This is a genomic window from Devosia alba (assembly GCF_039938915.1).
Lineage (GTDB): Bacteria > Pseudomonadota > Alphaproteobacteria > Rhizobiales > Devosiaceae > Devosia > Devosia alba.
Window position 1 is genome coordinate 233,937 of record NZ_JBDUUI010000001.1, and the last position, 19,072, is coordinate 253,008.

A 19,072-nucleotide genomic window follows, 5' to 3' on the forward strand; every position below is an offset into this window, starting at 1 on the left:
ATGAACGCGCTCTTTGGCGATATCCCGGTCAATCCGGCCACGTGGCGTGAGACCCTCAAGGCCATGCCATACCTGCCCATTACCCTGGTGGCGGTGGCCGGCCACATGATGCTCTTCGGCATGCTGACGCCGGTCATGGCCATCTATGCCCAGAGCTTTGCCGTCCCCGACTGGCAGATCGGACTGATGATAACCGTCTTCGCCGCCGGCCGCCTCGCCGCCGACCTGCCAGCCGGCCATTTCGCCTCGCGCGTCGGTATCCGCCCATTGCTCGGCTTCGGCCTGCTGCTCTGCTCGCTCGGTGCCGTCCTCGGCGCCCTCGCGCCCAGCTACGCCATGCTGCTAACCGGCCGCGTCATGCAAGGCATCGGCTCGGGTCTGTTCATGACCGCCGCCATGATCTACCTGGCCCAGAACAGCGATCGCCGCAGTCGCGGCAAGGTCATGTCGATGTTCCAGGGCGCCACCCTCGTTGGCGGCGCCTTCGGTCCCAGCGTCGGCGGCCTCGCCGCCAATCTCTTTGGCCTATCGGGTCCCTTCTGGGTCGCCGCTGTCATCGGTCTCGTTACCGGCCTGCTGCCGTTGATCCTCTTCAAGGAGACCGCGAGCCAGCGCGACAACCCCCAGCAATCCGGATCGCGCGGCATGCTTGGTCTGCTGCTGATCCTGCCTTTCCTCTGCGTCCTGCTCGCCAATTTCGGCTTCTTTCTCACCCGCACCGCCGGACAATGGCAAATGATCCCGCTGCTGGCCGACCAGCGCTATGGCATCGGGCCCGACCAGCTCGGCCTCGCCATGTCGCTTTCCGCCGTGGCCAATCTCGTCGCCTTGCCGGTCGCGGCCTATATCGTCGACCGCCTGCCGCGGGCTTCCATCATCGCCTTCTCGCTGCTCGCCACGGCCGCCGCCCTGGCCGGCATCGCCATGGCCGACAGCGCCGCAATGCTGTTCGCCGGCATGATCGCCATCGGCCTTGCCACCGGCATCGGCGGTCCCGCCATCGGCGCCTATGCAGTCGACGTCGTTCCCGCCCGCCAGCAGGGCTCGGCTATGGGCATGCTGCGCTTTGCCGGCGATCTGGGTTACCTCGTCGGGCCCCTTGCCATCGGCACCCTCGTCGATGTCGGCCAGCTCGGCTACGACGGCGGCCTCTTCATCAATGCCCTGCTTCTTGTTGCCTTTGGCGCCGTCTTCGTGCTCGGCGGACGGCGCCTGCTGATCACCCGACCTCACGAGCACACCCACCCCCTCGAACCTAGGAGACCTCTGACCATGACGGACCGTATCTGGGACAAGTATCTGAGTGAAGAAGACAAGGCGGTTTTTGCCTCCTCGGGCTTTGGCTCGCTGGCCGAATGGGGCAAGCGCCCTGCCCTGCTGGTCATCGACGTCAACTACGCCTTCTGCGACGAGAAGCCGACGCCGATCCTGGAAAGCATCAAGAAGTGGCGCACGTCCTGCGGCGAATATGCGTGGGACGCCATGCCGGTGCTAGAAAAGCTCATCGACACCTGCCACGGCAAGGGCATCCCGGTGATCTACACCACCGGCACCCAGCGCGCTGACAAGTGGGACGCCGGCTCTTGGGCCTGGAAGAGTTCGCGCCGCCAGGACGAGGCCCATTCGACGGCACCCCTACTCACCAGCGACGGGCTGGACGGCAATGAGATCGTTGCCGAAATCGCACCCGGTCCGCGCGACATCGTCATCCACAAGCAGAAGCCCTCGGGCTTTGCCGGCACACCCCTGGTCTCCTACCTGCAGCTGCTGGGCTGCGATAGCGTGATCGTCACTGGCACCACCACCTCTGGCTGCGTCCGCGCCACCGTGCTGGACGCCTTCTCGCTCAACTACCGCGTCACAGTGGTCGAAGACGGTTGCTTTGACCGTGCCCAGGCCAACCACGCCATCAACCTGTGCGACATGCATGCCAAATACGCCAACGTCATGCCGTCCGATGAAGTGATCAACCACCTCAACGGCCTGAGCCAAGGCATGTACGACCTGCCTTCAGGTGCCGGTATGGAGCGTGTTGCCGCAGCCGAATAACCTGTTGTCGCTCCGTGCCATCGTCACGATGGCACGGAGACAGTTTTCACAGCACCAGCGCGCAGGCTGTCGGCAGATGGATTTGATCGTCGGATTTTGGCTGCCTCTCACGGCACCTGGCGGAGGTCCGTTCTCGAAAAGGCGCCAAAGGACTCCAAACGACCGGGCGAGGAGCTTTGCTGAAGCCTATTGAGACCACACGATGCCTGGGGTTGCGGGCAAGCGCAGGCGTTGGCGAAGAGTGGGCTGGTGGTCCACTACAAACAGCGTTCTTTCAGCGAGTTCGGGAATTACAAAGTCGATAAACCGTGCCAGATCGCCTGGCATGACCGGGGCCATGACGTTGAAGCCGTCAGCAGCGCCGTTGTCGAACCAGTCCTGCATTATATCTGCGATGTCCGCTCCGGTGCCCACTGCAAGCAAATGGCCCCTTCCGCTAGCCAAACGCATCAACAACTGCCGCAAGCTCAGTCTGTCGCGCCGGGCGATGCCGACCAGAACCGCGACGCGGCTTTGGCTCGACTGGCTCTTTGCCGCATTGGCACCGATGGTTTCGGGCAACGTGTCATCGAGGTCGGCTTGCGACAGGTCGACGCCCAAAAACTCTGAGAGTTTGGCCAGGACGTGTTCTACGATCATGAAGCCATTCATCTGCGCCAGCCTATCTTCGGCCTGATGTCTCGTGGGCGCTGCGATCGGTACGATGCCGGGATAGATCATGAGGCTTTCTGGCGCTCGACCATGGTTGGCGGCGCGCCCTTTCATGTCCCGGTAAAATGCCTGGGCCTCCATAAGGTCAGACTGCACAGTGAAAACCATATCGGCATAACGGGCGGCGAAATCGCGTCCGGCTTCGGAGGCGCCGGCTTGCGCGAGGATCGGGCGACCCTGCGGCGAGCGTGGGACGTTGAGCGGTCCGCGGCTGCGCACGAAAGGACCGTCGTGATCTACGCATCGTACTCTTAGAGGATCGAGATAGATGCCCGTCTGCTTGTCGGCAATGCGGGCATCTATCTGCCAGGAGTCCCAGAGGGCCAGCACGGCTTCTGTGACGTCGGCGGCGCGGGCATAGCGCTCGGTATGATCGGGCATGGCATCGAGGCCGAAATTATAGGCTTCGAGCGGATTGGATGAGGTGACGATATTCCATCCTGCCCGTCCTTTGGTGATGTGATCGAGCGATGCGAAGCGCCGGGCCAGATGAAACGGATGATCAAAGCTCGTCGAGGCCGTGCCGATCAGCCCGATGCGGGTGGTCACCGCCGCAAGGGCAGACAGAATGACCAGCGGATCCATGGCATCGGACAGGTGCCGGTCGGCACTTTGCTGGAGGGCCAGTACGTCGCCGAGGAACAGGGCATCGAAGCCACCATTCTCGGCGCGACGTGCAACATCGATCCAATAGTCGAGGTCGGTCGAGGCAACGGCATTGCTTTCGGGCATGCGCCAGCCGGCCTCATGGCTGCCCAGGCCGAAGATGACAGCGTTGAGCCCCATGCGCCGGCTTTTCGTCATGGTGCAGAGTCGAGGTAAGCGTTGGAATAGTAGGTGGTGAAGTCGGGCTTCACCGCTACGGCCGCACCATTGCCGTCCTTGAGAATGTGGGTCTCGAACAGGAAGGTGCCGACCGCATCCATCTTGGCGGGATCGATGGTGCCGATGGCGCCATTTTCTGCCTTCAGATAGTGGCCGTCGATCAGGGCCTGCAGCGATGCCCGCACGAAGTCCCGATCAAGTGCTGCATCGGCATTGCCTGTCACCAGAATACCGGCGGCCTCGTCTGGGTTGGCGACGGCGTATTCATAGCCGCGCTGGCTGGCGGCGATGAACGCTTTTGCCGTTTCGGCATTGTCGGCGAGGTAGGCGCTACTGGTGCCGATGAAATTGGTGTGCTGGTCGGGTACGCCGAAATCGGCATAGCGGAAAGCGCGTTGCGCCGGGCCGTCGCGCTCTGCTTTGACGCCTTCCCAAGTATAGACTTCGAGGGTGAAATCGACCGCGCCATTGGCCAGGGCTTCGTAGGCGGAGGTGCCGAGGGTGACGGTTTCGAAATCGCCCGTCCCGCCGTCATGGCGGATAATCGTGCCGATCAGCGCATTTTCCCATGCGCTGCCGAAGCCGCCATAGACTTTGCCATCAAGGTCCCTTGGAGACTGGATATCCTGCCGATCGGCGTTGAAGACCAGGCGGCCGGTTTCGGTCTGGACCAGGGCATAGGTCGCAACGAGGTCGGCACCCGCCGTGCGCTGGGTAAAAAGGCCAATCGAGCCCAGTATCCCGAAATCTGCCACATGATTGGCAACCAGTGTACCGGCGGAAGTATCCGAATAAGGCAGGATTTCAACGTCCAGACCGGCCTCGTCATAGAAGCCTTTGGCCTGAGCCACGAAAAGCCCGACATGGTTCGTGTTGGGCGTCCAATCCAAGGCGACAGTAACGGGAATGGGTTGGGCAAGGGCTGGCGTTGCGGCTAGGCCGATTGCGAGGCCGAGCGCCATTATGGTGCGGGAAAGCGGCATGATTAGTCCTCCGGATGTAATAGGGTCTGCAAGATTTCAGCTTCGATCGCCGCAAGCGCGGGCGATCCGACGCCTTGGCGGGGATGATCGCGCGGGACACGAAACTGATGGACGACATGGGCCGGCCGGGATGACAGCACATAGATGCGGTCGGACAGCAGCACCGCTTCGCGTACATCATGGGTGATGAGCAGCACGGTCCAGTGGTGCCGGCTCCACATCTTGGCAAGCCAGCGCTGCATCTGCGTGCGGGTCAGCGCGTCGAGAGCGCCGAAGGGCTCATCAAGCAGCAGCATGGGGCGCTGTTGCACCACCGTGCGCAGCAAGGCGGCGCGCTGGCGCATGCCGCCCGATAGCTGGGCAGGATAATGCTGTTCAAAACCGGCCAGTCCGAACTCGGCGAAAAGCGGCGTAACTTCCGCACGTGCAGCCTCGCGGCTCAGGCCCGCAACTTCGAGGCCGAGCGTGGTATTGTCGATGATCCGGCGCCACGGCATCAGCGCATCGCGTTGCGGCATGAAGGCGAAGCGATCGCGCTTCGGCACGAGCGGCGCACCATTAAGCAGCATGGTACCCATGTCAGGGTCCGTCGCGCCAATGAGCATTTGGAGGATTGTCGATTTGCCAGCCCCCGAGGGGCCGAGGATCGAGACGAACTCGCCGGGCAGCACCGTCAGGCTGATATCGGTGAGAACGTCGACAGCGCCGAAGCTTTTTCGCAAGCGGTGGAGTTCAAGGCATGGCCGGCTCATCGGGTGGGCTCCGAAAGACGCAGCCAGGGCATCGAGGCGCGCTGAATCAAAACGGTCGCCCCGAATAGCAGCAGCGTCAGCGTTGAGCTGACGAACACTGCTGCAAGCACTAGGTCGGGTCGGAAATTGTTCTTGGCATTGAGGATGTAAATGCCGAGACCCCGTGCGGCGCCCGCATATTCGGCGAATATCGCTCCAACCACCGCGTAGGTGATCGAGATGCGCAGGCCAGCGAAGAAGTAGGGCCGGGCCGATGGCAGGCGCGCCATGATGAAAATGCGCCAGCGAGAGGCGCCCATAGAGGCCAGCAATTCCGACAAGTCCCGGTCCGTCGATTCATAACCCTGCGCCAGCGCGACCAGCATAGGAAAGAACGTTACCAGCGCAACCAGCACGATCTTTGGAGTCAGGCCGAAGCCGAACCACAGGACGATCAGCGGCGCGATGGCCACCAGAGGCAGGGTCTGGGTAATGATGAAGACGGGAAATAGCGCCCTTCGGAGCGACCTGAAAAAATCGATCAATGTCGAGAACATGAACGCCGCGCTGAGCGACGAGGCGAACCCAAATAGTGTCGCCTGAAGCGTCGCCAGCGTGTGTCCGGCCAGTGCCTCACGGTTCTCGAAGCCTTGGGCGAGAACGCGCGATGGCGCGGGCAGTGCTGTAGGGGAAATGCCCGAGAGCTGCACATAGGCTTCCCAGCCCAGGACAAGCGCCGACACCGACGCCACAGCTGGGCCGGCATGGTTGAAAATGCGCGCGAACAGGCGCGGCATGGCGGAGGCGTTCGACATGAATCGACCTTCCGTCAGCGGGCGCTGGGACTATTGGCCGAAACCGTCAGATCGATCGTGACATGGCCCTCGGGCGGTCCGAAGTGGCAGAAGGCCTGCTCCAGGGTGGCGAACAGGGCCCCTGTATCGCCCTTGAGCTTGGTCGCGAAATGCTTGGATTTATCGAACGTGCCCGACTGCTTGAGGAAGTCGATGCAGCCATAGATCTCGTCCATATGGTTGCCCTGCCCCAGCACGTAAAGCGAGAGCTGGCCCACGGCAAACACGTCCATATCCGGGGCCTTGCGCACGGCGGCAAGGGCGCTTTCCTGCCGTTCGGCAAGAGGGGCGAGCGGGCCATCAAAGTGCGATGAGGTGCAAATAGCGTCGTCCGACTCGCCCGGGCAGCCGCGCGAAATGGTGGCCGAGAACACGCAATGCGTGCCGGTACGGGCCGCAGCGCTGAAGAGATCGCGCATGGCCCGGAACAGCACTTCAGGCGGACCCACCAGCAGCGTCGAGACGTCGTCGGTCTCGATGCGCAGCTGGTCACGATAGGGATCGAGCGCACCCAATGCGCTCATGATAACGTCGACGAAATCGTCGGCCATGGGATAAAGGGAAATCTGTGCGCCAGAAAACATCGACCGCCTCGCTCCGCTGGTATTACCCAGATCAGCTATAGGGTCCGAAGGCTTCCCGCCCTCATCTCAGCCCCGACCTACGGAGCACCCCTGTGGATGGGCGCACCATAGGCATTGACCGTTGTTGAATGCAAGCCTGTCTATCACGAGGTACGGATAGATTGTGAAACGTGGCGCATCCATGTCGGCTTTTGGAAGTCAGTTCCAATCTGCGCAACGACAGAAATGGCGCGCGTTGCAATCCGCGCGCCAACTGGCTGACTCAGTCGTCATCGTCTCCACGCGCGTCACCGTCGTCTTGATGGCGGTCGCGATGGTCGTCGTCGTCGTCATCATCCCCTCGCGCTGGCGCGGGCATATTGACGGTAGCAAGATCGGCCGCCGTGCACAGCACCGTGCCGGTGACGCGGCCGCTCGGCAGCATGAACGTACCTTCGGTGTGGCTGCCCACACCAGCCGTCTGGCAGTGATTGTAGATGAGATCCGGCGTCAGCTGGTCCCTCATTTCGGCTGCACTGGCGGGCAGCACGGCGCCCAGGCTGCACAGGGCGATGGCAAGTCCAATAGTCTGCGATTTCATGGTCTATCCTCCTTGGATATGGGGTCTTTGGTCGGGTGGGATGGCAGGATGTGTGGCCGTTCGATGAACAGGGCCTCAAGACCCTGCCGGGACGCGGTCGCGCCGCCGGCAGCCGGGCCCAGGACGAGCAGTGCCGTGGCCCAGGCATCGGCGGCCATGCAGGTCTCGGCGAGGACCGTTACGGCGGCCGGCCCGTCAGCGAGCGGCGCCTGAGAGCACGGGTCCATGGTGTGGCCATAGCGTATGCCATCACTATCGACGAAGTGCCGGTAGTCGCCCGATGTAGCGACGGCGCCATTGGTGAGCTCAATAACGCCCTGCGCCGCCCGGTGCCCAACGATGGGCTTTTCGACGGCCACGCGCCAAGGCGAGCCGTCGGGCTTGCCCCCACTCGCGCGCAATTCGCCATCTATAGAAACGAGAAAATGGTCAATGCCGTGCGCCACCAGCACGCGGGCCAGCTCGTCGACGCCAAAGCCTTTGGCAATGCCGGAAAGATCGAGCGTGATCTCGGCATGCTTGCGAACGCGGTCGAGCGCACCGTCCAACTCCAGGCACCGATGGGCAGGCACTCTCGGTTCTGCCCGCAGGGCGGCGCAGCGGGGTTGGTCACCCTGGCTCCCGGCGCTGCCAAATCCCCATGCCGAAACGAGATCACCGACGCCGATATCAAAGGCACCGTCCGATTGGCGACCAATATCGATCGCTGCGGCCAATACCCTGCCAAGCTGGCTGGGCACGGCAAACCAGGCCTTTGTCGGCGCGCGGTTCAGGCGCATCAGGTCGGAGTCCGGCTTCCAGGTCGACATCTGGGCATCCACTGCATCGACCGCCGCTTGCAAGCCATGGCGCAGCCCTGGCAGGTCGCTAGTGGCAGGAGCGTAGAACACTGCTGAATAGCGCGTTCCCATCGTCGGGCCGCTGACCACCTGCCGGATAAGCGGCAAGGCTATCGGGTCGGGATGCGGCCATTCGCTTCGCTTAGTACGCATCTTCAAGGTACATTCCCTTCTGCTTTAGGGCATCCACGCTGAGGCCCAGCGGCGCCAAACAAGTGTCGATCGCCGCCCGTACGCCATCGGCCATGTCACGACCGCCACACACCATGATTTGCGCCCCCTGCCCGACGAGCCGGCGCAGCGTCTCCGCCTCGTCCGTCAGCAGGCTCTGCACATAGCCGCCGCCCAGAACACGGGAGAAAGTCGCGTTCAGCGATGCCAGGCGCCCATCGTCCAGCGCGACCTCAAGGTCGTCGCGATGGAGGAAGTCCGACGCTGGATCGCGTCCGCCGAAAAACAGGTGCACGGGGCGGCGATTGCGGTTGTGGCGCACAAACCCCGCCAGCGGGGCGACCCCGGCTCCGGCGCCGATCAGGATCAGCGGCCGGCGCCCGCCGTCGGGCCGGAAGTCCGGATTGGACCGGATGAAGATGTCGATCTCGCCGCCGGGCGGCAGCGAATGGAGGAACTCCGAGCACAGCCCGCCCGATTGCTTGCGCACGCAGATTTCCAGCATGCCATCGCTTGATGCCGAGGCCAGGGAGTAGTAACGCGGCACGTCGCTGCCAGGCGGCACGATGCCCACCAGGTCGCCGACGTTGAAGCGGGGCAGCCGGCCACCCAAGAACCCATTGGGCTTGGGGGCCTTGAACTTGAGGACCACCACGGGGGCCTGGACTTCCATGCCATAAAGGGTCCGCTCGGCCAGCACCAACCTGCTTGTCGGTGGCAGCTTGGGGACGTGGCTCAACACCAGCGACATGCCAAGCTGCTGGCCGAGCAGGCTGCCCCAGGCAGCGAAGTCTCCTGCCGACTGGCGATCAACGCCAGTGAACGGGACCAGACGGCGCAGGCCCTTGGCCGCGAGAGCAGCATCGACCTCGGCCGCAAAGCCGCAGAAATGCGCAAAGCTCTGGTCGCCAAACCCCAGCACGGAAAAACTGGGCGTCGAGGCAAAACGCTCGAGCTTGGCCAGGAACTGGCGCGCCGAGGCCGGTGCCGCGCCGTCGCCATAGGTGGCCGCTAGCACGATCAGCCGGGCGGCTTGGGGATAGCTGCCGCGCAGGTCGTTCATGGCGGCCACATGGACGCGCTGGCCCTGCTGGGTCAGGGCAGCATGCAGGGTTGCGGCAAAGCCCCAGCTGCTGCCCGCCTCGCTGCCGACAAGGACAATCGTATCGGCGGCGCGCCAGGGCGCATTGCCGGCGATGTGCGGCGTGCTGCGGCGGCGGGTCCACCAGATGATGGTGCCGGTCACGGCCAGCAGCGGCACGGTCAGCGCGCCGAGGCCAACCAGCAGCGCGATGACAGGCGCCCCCTGCCCGGTGTGCAGCAAGTAGATGAACTCATAGGCCTGTTGCCAGACGCTATTGGGCGTGAACGCAAGCATCGCCCCCGTGCCCTGATCGACATAGCCCTGCCCGGCACTGGTGGTCACGGTGAAGACGTCACTCGCGTCGCCAACCGCCGGAAAGCTCAGTTCGCGCAGGTCGGAGAGCGGGAGAGCGGCGAGCGCATCGAGGGACGCGATGGGGGCAGCACCCTCACCAGCGCTTGCAGGGGCGAACGAGAACATCTCGCCAGCGCTCTCGGGCAGCAGCTCGAAATTGACCGCCGACATATAGGCGCCGGTCAGCGAGGTCAGGAGCAGCACGACCACCCCGATGCGGGCCAGATCGGTGTGCAGCCGCTGCGAGCCGGTGCCGCGCGAACTGGCAAAGAGCTTGCGCCAGCCACCCATTTTGGCGACCAGCAGCAGCATGCCGCTGACAGCGAGCGCCAGGATGGCAAGGGCGGCAAGCCCGGCCATGCCATGCCCGAAGCTGCCGAGCAGGAAGGAGCGATGCAGATCGGTAATGAAACTGAAGAACGCCGATGGCGCATAGGCGCCCACGGCAGCGCCGCTATCGGGATCGACCACGACAGCGCTGCGAACCCCGTCGTCCAGCGTATAGGCGACAAGTTGCCCCGATGCCGAACGCACGAGCCGCTCGACCCCGGGCAGATCCTGCGCCACTCGATCGGCCACCGTCGCAACGCTGAGGCTGCCAGTCGCCGGGATCGTGGTGACGGCATCAGCGATTGGCTGCAGCGAGAGCACGAAGCCCGTAGTCGCCATGAAGATGACGAGCAAGGCAGCAGCAAGACCTGCAAAAGAGTGGAAGCGGCGCATGGACATACCTCGCTAGAGACCGAGGGAGATGGTGTCGACGTAGCCCGTGCCGGTTGCCGTGGCGGACGTGGACGTGAGCGCGATCACCGCATCGTCGGCATACTGGCCGCCATGCTCGACCGCACTATCGACGTGGATCTGATAGCCAGCGTCGAGCAGTGTGTCGGCGAGGTTGGCATGGACGGTCAACGTCTGGCCGCCGCCGACGCTGGCGCCGGTGACGCCATCGAGGTTGAGTGATCCGGCGGTGGACGCAGCGCGGGCCCAGCCGCGCAGGTCGCCATAGTATTTTGATTTCTGGCCCGAAACCCAAAGGGTGGAATTGTAGCTCCCGTCCGGATTGGTCAGATACACCGCCAGATAGGCTGCGGGTCCGGAATACTGCACCAGGCTCGTTTCGATGGTGACATCCCGGGCCATGGCCACAGTTGGGGCAACGAGGGCTGTTGCCAGCATCAGCATGGTAGCGAGTTTCTTCATGATCGGACTCCTGATCCATTTGGTCGATGCCGCACTTGCATCATGCCAAGCTGACGGCAGCCTGAAGCAGGCAAGGTTTCTTGTTCAGCCTGGTGTAAGGTTAGGCCGCTATGCGGTGCCGGGGAGCCCAACCATGCGAGTCCTGTTGATCGAAGATGACCATGTGCTGGGCGGCGCCATCCGCGATCATGTGTTGTCCACCGGCCATGCGGTCGACTGGATGCGACGGCTCGACGATGCAAGGCTGGCCCTTGCCAGCGTTCCCTACGAGTTGGTGCTGCTCGACCTCAACCTGCCCGATGGCCGTGGTCTCGATTTGCTGAAGGAACTGCGGTCGACCGGCAATGCGGTGCCGGTAATCATCACTACGGCGCAGGATCAGGTCGCCATCCGCATAGAGGGTCTCAATTCCGGCGCCGACGACTATCTGGTCAAGCCGTTCGATCTGGCCGAGATGGGGGCCCGCATCGCCGCGGTGGCCCGCCGCTATGGCGGCAACCCTGCGCCCGAAATCACCTCTGCCGGTGTGACCATCGACCTGGGGCGACGCGCCGTCAGCGTTGCCGGCGAAAAAGCCAGTCTGACGGCGCGGGAATGGGCGGTACTCGAGCGCCTGCTGGCGCGCCGCGGCGGTATCGTCACCAAGTCGGAGATCGAGGACTCGCTCTATGCCTTTGGCGCAGAAGTGGAGAGCAATGCGGTGGAGGTCTATGTCAGCCGGCTGCGCAAGAAGCTGGGGCGAGACTTCGTCCAGACTATTCGCGGACTCGGCTATCAGGTGAATGCATGAAGCGGCGCCCCTCGATTGCCCTCCGCTTGGCGCTCGGCCTCACCGCCGGCATGGCCTTGCTGTGGATCGGCGCAGCGGCCATTTCGGTCGGCGTCATGCAGCACGAACTCAATGAGGCTTATGACGACAGCTTGGAGCAGAGCGCTCAGCGGCTGCTGCCACTTGCCGTGCACGACCTGCGCGAACGGCGCGAAGGCGGGCGCCTGGTCGTCGGCACCGACAGAGAGGAAGCCAGCGACGGCGACCGCGAAGAGCCGGGCGGTGACGAGGAGCGCGTCAGGCCCGTGCCGCACGATTCCAGCTTCACCTACATCGTATTCGATAGTCTGGGCGATATCGTGCTGCGCGATCAACACGCGGATGACCTCGTTGTGCCCGCTGACCTGCCGGATGGCTTCGCCGATATCGATGGTCAGCGCAGCTTCGGCCTGAGGGATCGCAGCGGCTTTTCCATCCGCGTTGTCGAAACCAGCGACCGGCGCCTCAATGGGCTGATGGACGCCATCTACGCTCTCGGATTTCCCCTGCTCGCCCTTCTGCCCCTGATGGCCGGCGGTGTCTGGCTGGCCATGCGCCTGGCGCTCCGGCCGCTTGAGGCGCTGCGCCGCGATATTGCCAAGCGGGACAGCCGGAACCTGCAGCCACTCCAATCGGACGGCCATCCAGCCGAGCTCGCCCCGATTGCCGAGGCTATCGGCGCCCTGATGTCCCGCTTGAAGTCAGCTCTCGATGCCGAGCGTTCCTTTGCGGCCCGAAGCGCCCACGAACTGCGAACCCCGATCGCCGGTGCCCTGGCACAGACCCAGCAGCTGGCCGCGGAGCTAGGCCACGGCCCGGGCGCAGCGCGGCTTGCAGAAATCGAAAGGTCGCTGAAGCACCTGGCCACACTGTCGGAAAAACTGCTGCAAATGGCTCGCATCGAGGCCGGGTTCGCCCGTTCTGACCTTGAAACGAATCTGCGGCCCGTGCTGACCATGGTGGTTGACGACATCAATGCCACCACGATCTGGCATGACCGGGTACGGATCGATACCGCAACCGCCAATCTCATGGCGCCCATGGATCCCGATGCCTTCGCCATCGCACTGCGCAATCTGATCGAAAATGCGCTCAAGCATGGGGCACCGACCCATCCGGTGCATATTCTGTACGACAACGGGACGGTGCGTGTTCGCAATGCCGGCAAGCTGGTCGAGGCAGCTGAACTGAGCCGTCTCGGGCAGCCCTTCATGCGCGGCGCCACCACGGCGGACGGCAGTGGCCTCGGCCTATCCATTGCGCGGTCGATCATCGAGCAGGCCGGCGGTGCCTTATCCCTTCATTCTCCCGCCCCCGGTGCGATTGATGGCTTTGAAGTCGTGTTGGTGCTTCCCAAAACACGACGCTGAGTATCAAACTGCCCATGGCGCATCCAAACGGGCGCAGAACTCAAGGTAGAACGACATGAGCCTTCCTTACCAATCTGCCCATGAGGAGATCCACTTCATCAACCGCGCCGGCTGGCTGCGGGCCGCCGTGCTGGGCGCCAACGATGGTATCGTCTCGGTGTCCTCGCTAATCGTTGGCGTGGCAGCTGCCGATCCAAGTCCTGGTGCCGTGTTGATCGCCGGCGTGGCGGGGCTGGCCGCCGGTGCCATGTCCATGGCGGCAGGAGAATATGTCTCGGTCAGCTCGCAATCCGACATCGAACGCGCCGACATCTCGCGCGAAAGACAGGCTTTGATAGACACGCCTGTCGAGGAAGAGGCCGAACTCGCTTCGATCTACGAGTCGCGCGGGCTATCGCCGGCCACAGCGGCGCTGGTCGCCAGGGAAATGACCGAAAGAGACGCTCTGAGTGCCCATGTGCAAGACGAGCTTGGCCTGTCGGAAGTCCATAAGTGCCAATCCCCTGCAGGCGGCACTGGCCTCGGGCTTGACCTTTACCATCGCCGCCGCCTTGCCGCTGATCGCGGCCGTGCTGGCGCCTGCGGGCACGATTATTCCAGTAGTGGTGGTCACAACCCTGATCTGCCTGGCGGGGCTGGGCGCGCTGGGTGCTCAAGCGGGTGGCGCCCCAAAGCTGCGCCCCACCGCACGCGTCCTGTTCTGGGGCGCGGCCGCAATGGCTGTCACCGCGCTCATTGGTCGTCTTTTCGGCGTGAGCGTTTAGCGCCGAGCTGTGCGCGAGTGAGGCAGTGTCACTGCCGTGTTCTTCAACAGTCACAACGATAGGCTCGACGTCCCGATGCTGGTGGTCGACGGTGCAGGCCATCTCGACATTTGCGACAAACGTGTTCCGAAAGTAGGACGATGAAGGTCAACGTGAGCTCTCAAACAACACCTGTGCGTGCCGGTTGCCACTGCGGTGGCATCGAACTCACATTGGTCCGCCCACCGACAGAGGTCGTCGAATGTCACTGCAGCTTGTGTCGACGGTACGGCGTGCTCTGGGCGTACTACGAGGTGAACGAGATCCAGGGGATGCCGGGTTCCGGTACCACGGACAGCTACGCTTGGGGCCCTAAGAATGTTGACTTCCATCGGTGCGTCACATGTGGCTGCTTGGTGCTTTGGGCACCAAGGGCAGCCGGAAGGACCATGCATGGGATCAACGCAAGGTTGCTTCCGCCAGAAGTCCTTAGAGCAGCAACAATACGTCAGAAGACGCCAAGTCCGTAGCAAGGCCGCCATCCGAACCGGCAGGATTGGGATCGAGCGCACAATAGCGGCGGCTTCGGAAACGCAATTATCTGCTATCGATTGTCGTTACCTTACGCCAGCAGCCCGTCATCAGCGGCGTGCCTATTTCAACTCGCAGGGCCTTGTTCTGTATGAGATGGAGAACTCGATCGACCAGAACCGAAAGCTTCGAAACGTAGATGCAGTCTATGCGGCAGCGGTTCGAGTAGCCGAGGCAGCGCACAAGAACGGGCGCAAACCTTTGAACGAGAAACACGACGAGTTCAAGAAGTTGAAACTCGGTCTGACCAAAAGTTGAAACTTTCTGGGAGTGAAACGCGCAAACCCTGGGAAAAGGGTGGCGCGAGAGACGGGGCTCGAACCCGCGACCTCCGGCGTGACAGGCCGGCGCTCTAACCAACTGAGCTACTCCCGCAGCGGCGGATGAACTGGTCATCTGCGCAACGTGGGGTTCGTTTACCGACCCCCTCGGGTCAAGTCAAGCAAGCAAATCCAGATTGCTGCGACATTTTCGAGAATGGGTCGTCCACTGTGGAAAAAGGACACGCTATCAGCCGTTAACGATGGTTTTTTAATCTGAAATTTTAGAATCACACCCCCTTCGACCGCCGGCACCATATCGGGCCGATCGGTTGGCAGATTGTGCACGGTGAATGCCATTTCTGCGAACGGGGGAAGAATGGTGGGCGATGACGGGCTCGAACCGCCGACATCTTCGGTGTAAACGAAGCGCTCTACCAACTGAGCTAATCGCCCGCTTCGGTCGCGTCGACCGTTGCAAGGTGGCCCTGATTACGGTCCCTGCCCGCTATCGTCAACCATGAAATGCGCTGGACATGAAAAGGCCCCGGCGCAAGGCGCTCGGGGCCGATCACAGCATCAGTCAAGATGACTGAACTTAGTTGATCGCGTCCTTCAGGCCCTTGCCGGGCTTGAACTTGGCCTGGTTGGAAGCCGGGATCTGGATCTCGGCGCCAGTAGCAGGGTTACGGCCGGTCGAGGCCTTGCGCTGCGACACGGCAAAAGTGCCGAAACCAACGAGACGGACTTCGTCGCCGGCCTTGAGTGTGTCGGTGATTGCGGCGAACACTGCGTCAACCGCTTCACCGGCCTGTGCCTTAGTGATCGTCGCTTTGTCGGCGACAACGCCAATCAGATCGTTCTTGTTCATTGCGTTTCCTCAGAGTGAATTGCCCGCCCTCGCTGGCAAATATTAAAACACGGCAACCCTTGGTCGATTCTGAGTGAAACGCAAGGATTTCCGGGCTTTTGGCGAGGCCGGACGGTGCAGAACTGTTAATGGACCGGAAATACCCGTCCCACAAGTCCGCAATGTCAGTTTGGGCAGGTTTTCCGGGGGATTTCCGCCCAAATCAAGGTTATGCACCGACCTTTGGTGCCACAATCGGGCGCCGCCGGATTCCCAGCATCAGCGGCAGGGCCAGCAGATAGATCGCGGCTCCGACAATCCAGATTAGCCCCGGCCACTCGTTTCTGATGCCGAAATACACGAAGCTGAAGAACAGTGGCCCGCCCACCGCGGCCAGGCTCACCAGACTCGCGAGCACGCCTTGCAGCTGGCCCTGCTTGTCCGGCCCCACCTGTGTGGTCACCAGCGATTGCAGGGCCGGCATGCCGATACCGCCTAGGGCAAACAGTGGCGCCAGCGCGAACAATACCCAGCCCTGCGTCGCAAAACCCAGCACGATCAGCGCCGTCAGTTCGCAGCCCATGCCTATAATCAGCGCCCAGCGCTCCCCCAGCATGGCCACGGCCGGGCCGGTAAGAAACGCCTGTGCGCCAGCATGGAATACCCCAAAAGCCCCGAGCGACAGGCCGATGGTCAGGCCATTCCACTGGAAGCTGTCCTCGCTGAACAGCGCCCACATCGTGCCGTACATGGTGCCGACGAAATTCATGATGACGAAAATCACCATCAGGGGAATCAGCGCCGCGAAGGAGAATGCCCAGCGCAGCGGCTTGAACGGGTTCAGAGTATCGAGGTCGAACCGGGCGCCAGGCTGGCCCGGTCGCGATTCGGGAAGCACGAACAGCGCCAGCGCGAAATTGAGGCCATTGAGCAGCGCTGCCGCCACAAAGGGCGCCCGCACCCAGTAGTCGCCCAAAAGCCCGCCCAGCACCGGCCCGATGATGAAGCCAATGCCGAACATGGCGTGAAACAGCCCAAAGCGCTTGGCCCGCTCACCTTCGCTGGAAATATCGGTGATATAGGCCGTCGCCACGGCCATATTGGCACTGGTCACCCCGGAAACGGCGCGCCCCAGTACCAGCATCCACAATTCGGGCGCCAGGGCCATGACAAGATAGTCGATCGCCGCGCCGGCCAGCGAGATCAACAGGACCGGACGCCGACCAAAACGGTCGCTGAGCACGCCCAGAATGGGTGAGAACAGGAACTGGCAGGCCGAATACAGCGCCAGCATGATGCCCAGCAGGGTCGCCACTTCGCTGATATGGCCGACATCGCGCAGCAGGGCCGGCAGAATGGGAAAGATCAGGCCGATCCCCACCGCATCAAGCGTGACGGCGGTCAGAATGACGACAAGGGCTCTGTTCAAGCTTCGTTCCTCCTCAGTTCCGCCGTTCCGGGCACAAGGTTGTAACCACTTCACAGCGCCGTTACAAGATTTGTTCCTTTTTTGTTCCAACACGTGCCGCTACCACAATAGCGACCGGTGCTGACAAATTTCGGCTGGAGCAATTGCGCCCCCACCCTTCGCGTCGTACCGGTAAAAAAAAGGCAGGCAGATGCCTGCCCTTGACATGCAATCATTTGCCTGCATATTCTATTGCAGATTTGAGAGAACGATGGACGCAGACAAGGTTTTCAAGGCTCTGGCCGACCCGACCCGCAGGAGGCTGCTCGACCTTCTGCACGAGAAAAATGGCCAGACGCTCAGCCAGCTTTGCGAAAATCTGGCGATGACGCGGCAATCGGCAACGCAGCATCTCGCCTTGCTGGAAGACGCCAATCTGGTGAGCACGGCGAAGCGCGGCAGGGAGAAGCTGCATTTCATCAACCCCGTGCCCCTGCACGACATCTACGAGCGCTGGGTACGCAAATTCGAACTTGAGCGACTTAAGGCGCTGCACGACCTGAAGACGGAACTCGAAGGAAACCAGGAATGACCGCCAAAGAAACCATCAGCTTTGTCTATGTTACCTATATCCAGTCGACCCCGGAGAAGGTGTTCGAAGCCATTACCCGACCAGACCTGGCAAGGCGCTACTGGGGCCATGAGAATGTGTCGGACTGGAAGCCCGGGTCCCGCTGGGAACATATCCGCGCCAATGACGATCGCACCGTCGAGCTGGTCGGCAAGGTGGTCGAGGTAACCCCACCCAAACGTCTTGTCATGACCTGGACGAATGCGTCGCAGGAAGCAGACCCCGACAGCTACAGCCGCGTGACATTCGACATCGAGGAATATGAGGACATGGTACGGCTCACCGTCGCCCATGACGACTTGCTGGCCGGCGGCGGCATGGCCAAGGGCGTCAGCAAGGGCTGGCCGCTGGTCCTTTCCAGTCTGAAGTCTTTCCTCGAGACGGGCCGTGCGCTCGACGTCTTCGCCAAACCCAAGGCCGCCTGACGGCCGCCAGTAGCGCAATCAACTTTCTATCCGGCCGCAGTCAGTGCTCACCCAGGGCATGGACAGGTGCGCGCCGGCCACAACGAGCCAGGGAGCAACCCATGACGACGACCGAAAGCTACACAACCACATTCAGGGTGAACCAGAGCCCGGAGGCCGCCTTTGCCGCCATTATCAACCCCCGCGCTTGGTGGAGCGGCGCCTTCGAGGGAGATACGGCCGCACTCGGCGATGTGTTCACCTATCGCTACCAGGACCTGCATTATTCGCGGCAGGAGGTCACCGAACTTGTGCCAGGCCAATGCGTCGCCTGGGATGTCCTGGACGCCGACCTCAGCTTCCTCAAGGATCGTTCCGAATGGACCGGCACCACGATCGCCTTCGACATAGTCGGCACCGGTAGCCGGACCGAAGTCACTTTTACCCATGTCGGCCTCAAGCCCGAGGTAGAGTGCTACGACACCTGTACGGACGCTTGGACCGCACTGATCCAGGGCAGCCTCAAGCAGTTGATCGAAACCGGCAAGGCGGATCTGCCAGAGCTGGCCGGGCCGGTTGTATGACGCAAGGCGCCCCAACCTATGACAATATCCTATGCTGGCGGCTGCGCCTGTGGCGCGATCCGTTTCGAGACAGGTCAGCGGCCCATCTTCCAAAACCACTGCCAGTGCTTGGATTGCCAGAAGCGCAGTGGTACCGACCACAGCTCCTACCTCACCTTTCCGCGCCGGAGCGACATGCGGATCACCGGCCAGGCGTCGGAATGGCGCGTCACTGCGGACAGCGGGCATGACAAGCTCCATGCCTTCTGTCCCAATTGTGGCACGCCGGTATACCTGACCTTCACCGCCATGCCGGACCTGATCGCGGTCCATGCCAGTGCCCTGGATGATCCCGGTCAGTTCAACCCACAGGCCCTGACCTACAGCATGCGTGGTCATGCCTGGGGTGTGATCGATCCGTCGGTGCAGAGGTTCGAGCGCATGGCGGGATAACGCTCGGCGAACCTACCGCACTG

At 62.5% G+C, this 19,072-nt stretch carries 19 protein-coding genes, 2 tRNA genes, 1 pseudogene and 1 riboswitch; of the genes and pseudogenes, 9 read left to right on the plus strand and 13 right to left on the minus strand.

Annotation, left to right across the window (positions count from 1 at the left end; translation table 11 throughout):
• A complete protein-coding gene (locus ABFY71_RS01100) occupies nucleotides 1-2,049 on the plus strand; it encodes an MFS transporter (RefSeq protein WP_347944312.1) in 2,049 nt (682 codons plus the stop codon).
• 186 nt (nucleotides 2,050-2,235) lie between these two features.
• On the opposite strand, the gene ABFY71_RS01105 is transcribed toward ABFY71_RS01100, so the two are convergent.
• The 9 genes from ABFY71_RS01105 to ABFY71_RS01145 all read right to left on the minus strand — a co-directional run bounded on the left by ABFY71_RS01105 (nucleotide 2,236) and on the right by ABFY71_RS01145 (nucleotide 10,968).
• Nucleotides 2,236-3,564, minus strand: a complete 1,329-nt coding sequence (locus ABFY71_RS01105) for an LLM class flavin-dependent oxidoreductase (RefSeq protein ID WP_347944313.1) — start codon at nucleotides 3,562-3,564, stop codon at nucleotides 2,236-2,238.
• Nucleotides 3,561-4,568, minus strand: coding sequence for an ABC transporter substrate-binding protein (locus tag ABFY71_RS01110; protein ID WP_431021489.1), 1,008 nt, complete (start codon nucleotides 4,566-4,568; stop codon nucleotides 3,561-3,563). Before ABFY71_RS01110 ends, ABFY71_RS01105 begins: the two co-directional genes overlap by 4 nt.
• Nucleotides 4,569-4,570: 2 nt before the next feature.
• On the minus strand, nucleotides 4,571-5,320 hold the full coding sequence (locus ABFY71_RS01115) for an ABC transporter ATP-binding protein (RefSeq protein ID WP_347944314.1): 750 nt from the start codon (nucleotides 5,318-5,320) through the stop codon (nucleotides 4,571-4,573).
• Nucleotides 5,317-6,114 (minus strand): ABC transporter permease, encoded by a 798-nt coding sequence (locus ABFY71_RS01120; protein WP_347944315.1) that lies wholly within the window; start codon nucleotides 6,112-6,114, stop codon nucleotides 5,317-5,319. Before ABFY71_RS01120 ends, ABFY71_RS01115 begins: the two co-directional genes overlap by 4 nt.
• 14 nt (nucleotides 6,115-6,128) lie before the next feature.
• On the minus strand, nucleotides 6,129-6,737 hold the full coding sequence (locus tag ABFY71_RS01125; RefSeq protein ID WP_347944316.1) for a YkoF family thiamine/hydroxymethylpyrimidine-binding protein: 609 nt from the start codon (nucleotides 6,735-6,737) through the stop codon (nucleotides 6,129-6,131).
• Nucleotides 6,728-6,839: riboswitch (TPP riboswitch) on the minus strand. Its footprint overlaps the gene before it by 10 nt.
• Before the next feature lie 160 nt (nucleotides 6,840-6,999).
• Entirely contained in the window at nucleotides 7,000-7,317 is a 318-nt protein-coding gene (locus ABFY71_RS01130) for a hypothetical protein (RefSeq protein ID WP_347944317.1), read from the minus strand.
• Entirely contained in the window at nucleotides 7,314-8,309 is a 996-nt protein-coding gene (locus ABFY71_RS01135; RefSeq protein ID WP_347944520.1) for an FAD:protein FMN transferase, read from the minus strand. Before ABFY71_RS01135 ends, ABFY71_RS01130 begins: the two co-directional genes overlap by 4 nt.
• Complete coding sequence (locus ABFY71_RS01140) at nucleotides 8,299-10,488, minus strand: PepSY domain-containing protein (protein WP_347944318.1); 2,190 nt, start codon at nucleotides 10,486-10,488, stop codon at nucleotides 8,299-8,301. Before ABFY71_RS01140 ends, ABFY71_RS01135 begins: the two co-directional genes overlap by 11 nt.
• A 12-nt stretch (nucleotides 10,489-10,500) precedes the next feature.
• Nucleotides 10,501-10,968, minus strand: a complete 468-nt coding sequence (locus tag ABFY71_RS01145; protein WP_305576256.1) for a DUF2271 domain-containing protein — start codon at nucleotides 10,966-10,968, stop codon at nucleotides 10,501-10,503.
• Between the two features lie 133 nt (nucleotides 10,969-11,101).
• Between ABFY71_RS01145 and ABFY71_RS01150 the strand changes: the two genes are divergently transcribed.
• The 4 genes and pseudogenes from ABFY71_RS01150 (at nucleotide 11,102) to ABFY71_RS19410 (ending at nucleotide 14,419) form a co-directional block, all read left to right on the plus strand.
• Nucleotides 11,102-11,758 (plus strand): response regulator transcription factor, encoded by a 657-nt coding sequence (locus ABFY71_RS01150; protein ID WP_347944319.1) that lies wholly within the window; start codon nucleotides 11,102-11,104, stop codon nucleotides 11,756-11,758.
• Complete coding sequence (locus tag ABFY71_RS01155; RefSeq protein WP_347944320.1) at nucleotides 11,755-13,146, plus strand: ATP-binding protein; 1,392 nt, start codon at nucleotides 11,755-11,757, stop codon at nucleotides 13,144-13,146. Before ABFY71_RS01150 ends, ABFY71_RS01155 begins: the two co-directional genes overlap by 4 nt.
• A gap of 55 nt (nucleotides 13,147-13,201) precedes the next feature.
• Nucleotides 13,202-13,910 (plus strand): annotated as a pseudogene (locus ABFY71_RS01160) (VIT1/CCC1 transporter family protein).
• A 140-nt stretch (nucleotides 13,911-14,050) separates the two neighbouring features.
• Entirely contained in the window at nucleotides 14,051-14,419 is a 369-nt protein-coding gene (locus ABFY71_RS19410; protein ID WP_488645802.1) for a GFA family protein, read from the plus strand.
• Nucleotides 14,420-14,778: 359 nt separating this feature from the next.
• Here the strand turns inward: ABFY71_RS19410 and ABFY71_RS01170 are convergent.
• From ABFY71_RS01170 to ABFY71_RS01185, 4 genes are all read right to left on the minus strand, one after another.
• A tRNA-Asp gene (locus ABFY71_RS01170) sits at nucleotides 14,779-14,855 on the minus strand.
• A 265-nt stretch (nucleotides 14,856-15,120) separates the two neighbouring features.
• Nucleotides 15,121-15,196: transfer RNA gene (locus tag ABFY71_RS01175), tRNA-Val, on the minus strand.
• Nucleotides 15,197-15,338: 142 nt separating this feature from the next.
• Nucleotides 15,339-15,611: an HU family DNA-binding protein gene (locus ABFY71_RS01180; RefSeq protein ID WP_305576265.1), complete on the minus strand. Its 273-nt coding sequence runs from the start codon at nucleotides 15,609-15,611 to the stop codon at nucleotides 15,339-15,341.
• 208 nt (nucleotides 15,612-15,819) lie between these two features.
• Entirely contained in the window at nucleotides 15,820-17,019 is a 1,200-nt protein-coding gene (locus ABFY71_RS01185; protein ID WP_347944322.1) for a TCR/Tet family MFS transporter, read from the minus strand.
• 250 nt (nucleotides 17,020-17,269) lie between these two features.
• On the opposite strand from ABFY71_RS01185, the gene ABFY71_RS01190 reads away from it, so the two are divergent.
• The 4 genes from ABFY71_RS01190 to ABFY71_RS01205 all read left to right on the plus strand — a co-directional run bounded on the left by ABFY71_RS01190 (nucleotide 17,270) and on the right by ABFY71_RS01205 (nucleotide 19,049).
• Entirely contained in the window at nucleotides 17,270-17,590 is a 321-nt protein-coding gene (locus tag ABFY71_RS01190) for an ArsR/SmtB family transcription factor (RefSeq protein WP_305576267.1), read from the plus strand.
• Entirely contained in the window at nucleotides 17,587-18,054 is a 468-nt protein-coding gene (locus ABFY71_RS01195; RefSeq protein ID WP_347944323.1) for an SRPBCC family protein, read from the plus strand. The genes ABFY71_RS01190 and ABFY71_RS01195 overlap by 4 nt, the downstream gene beginning before the upstream one ends.
• A 101-nt stretch (nucleotides 18,055-18,155) precedes the next feature.
• Complete coding sequence (locus tag ABFY71_RS01200) at nucleotides 18,156-18,617, plus strand: SRPBCC family protein (RefSeq protein ID WP_347944324.1); 462 nt, start codon at nucleotides 18,156-18,158, stop codon at nucleotides 18,615-18,617.
• Nucleotides 18,618-18,635: 18 nt separating this feature from the next.
• Nucleotides 18,636-19,049 (plus strand): GFA family protein, encoded by a 414-nt coding sequence (locus tag ABFY71_RS01205; RefSeq protein ID WP_347944325.1) that lies wholly within the window; start codon nucleotides 18,636-18,638, stop codon nucleotides 19,047-19,049.
• Nucleotides 19,050-19,072: the final 23 nt, after the last annotated feature.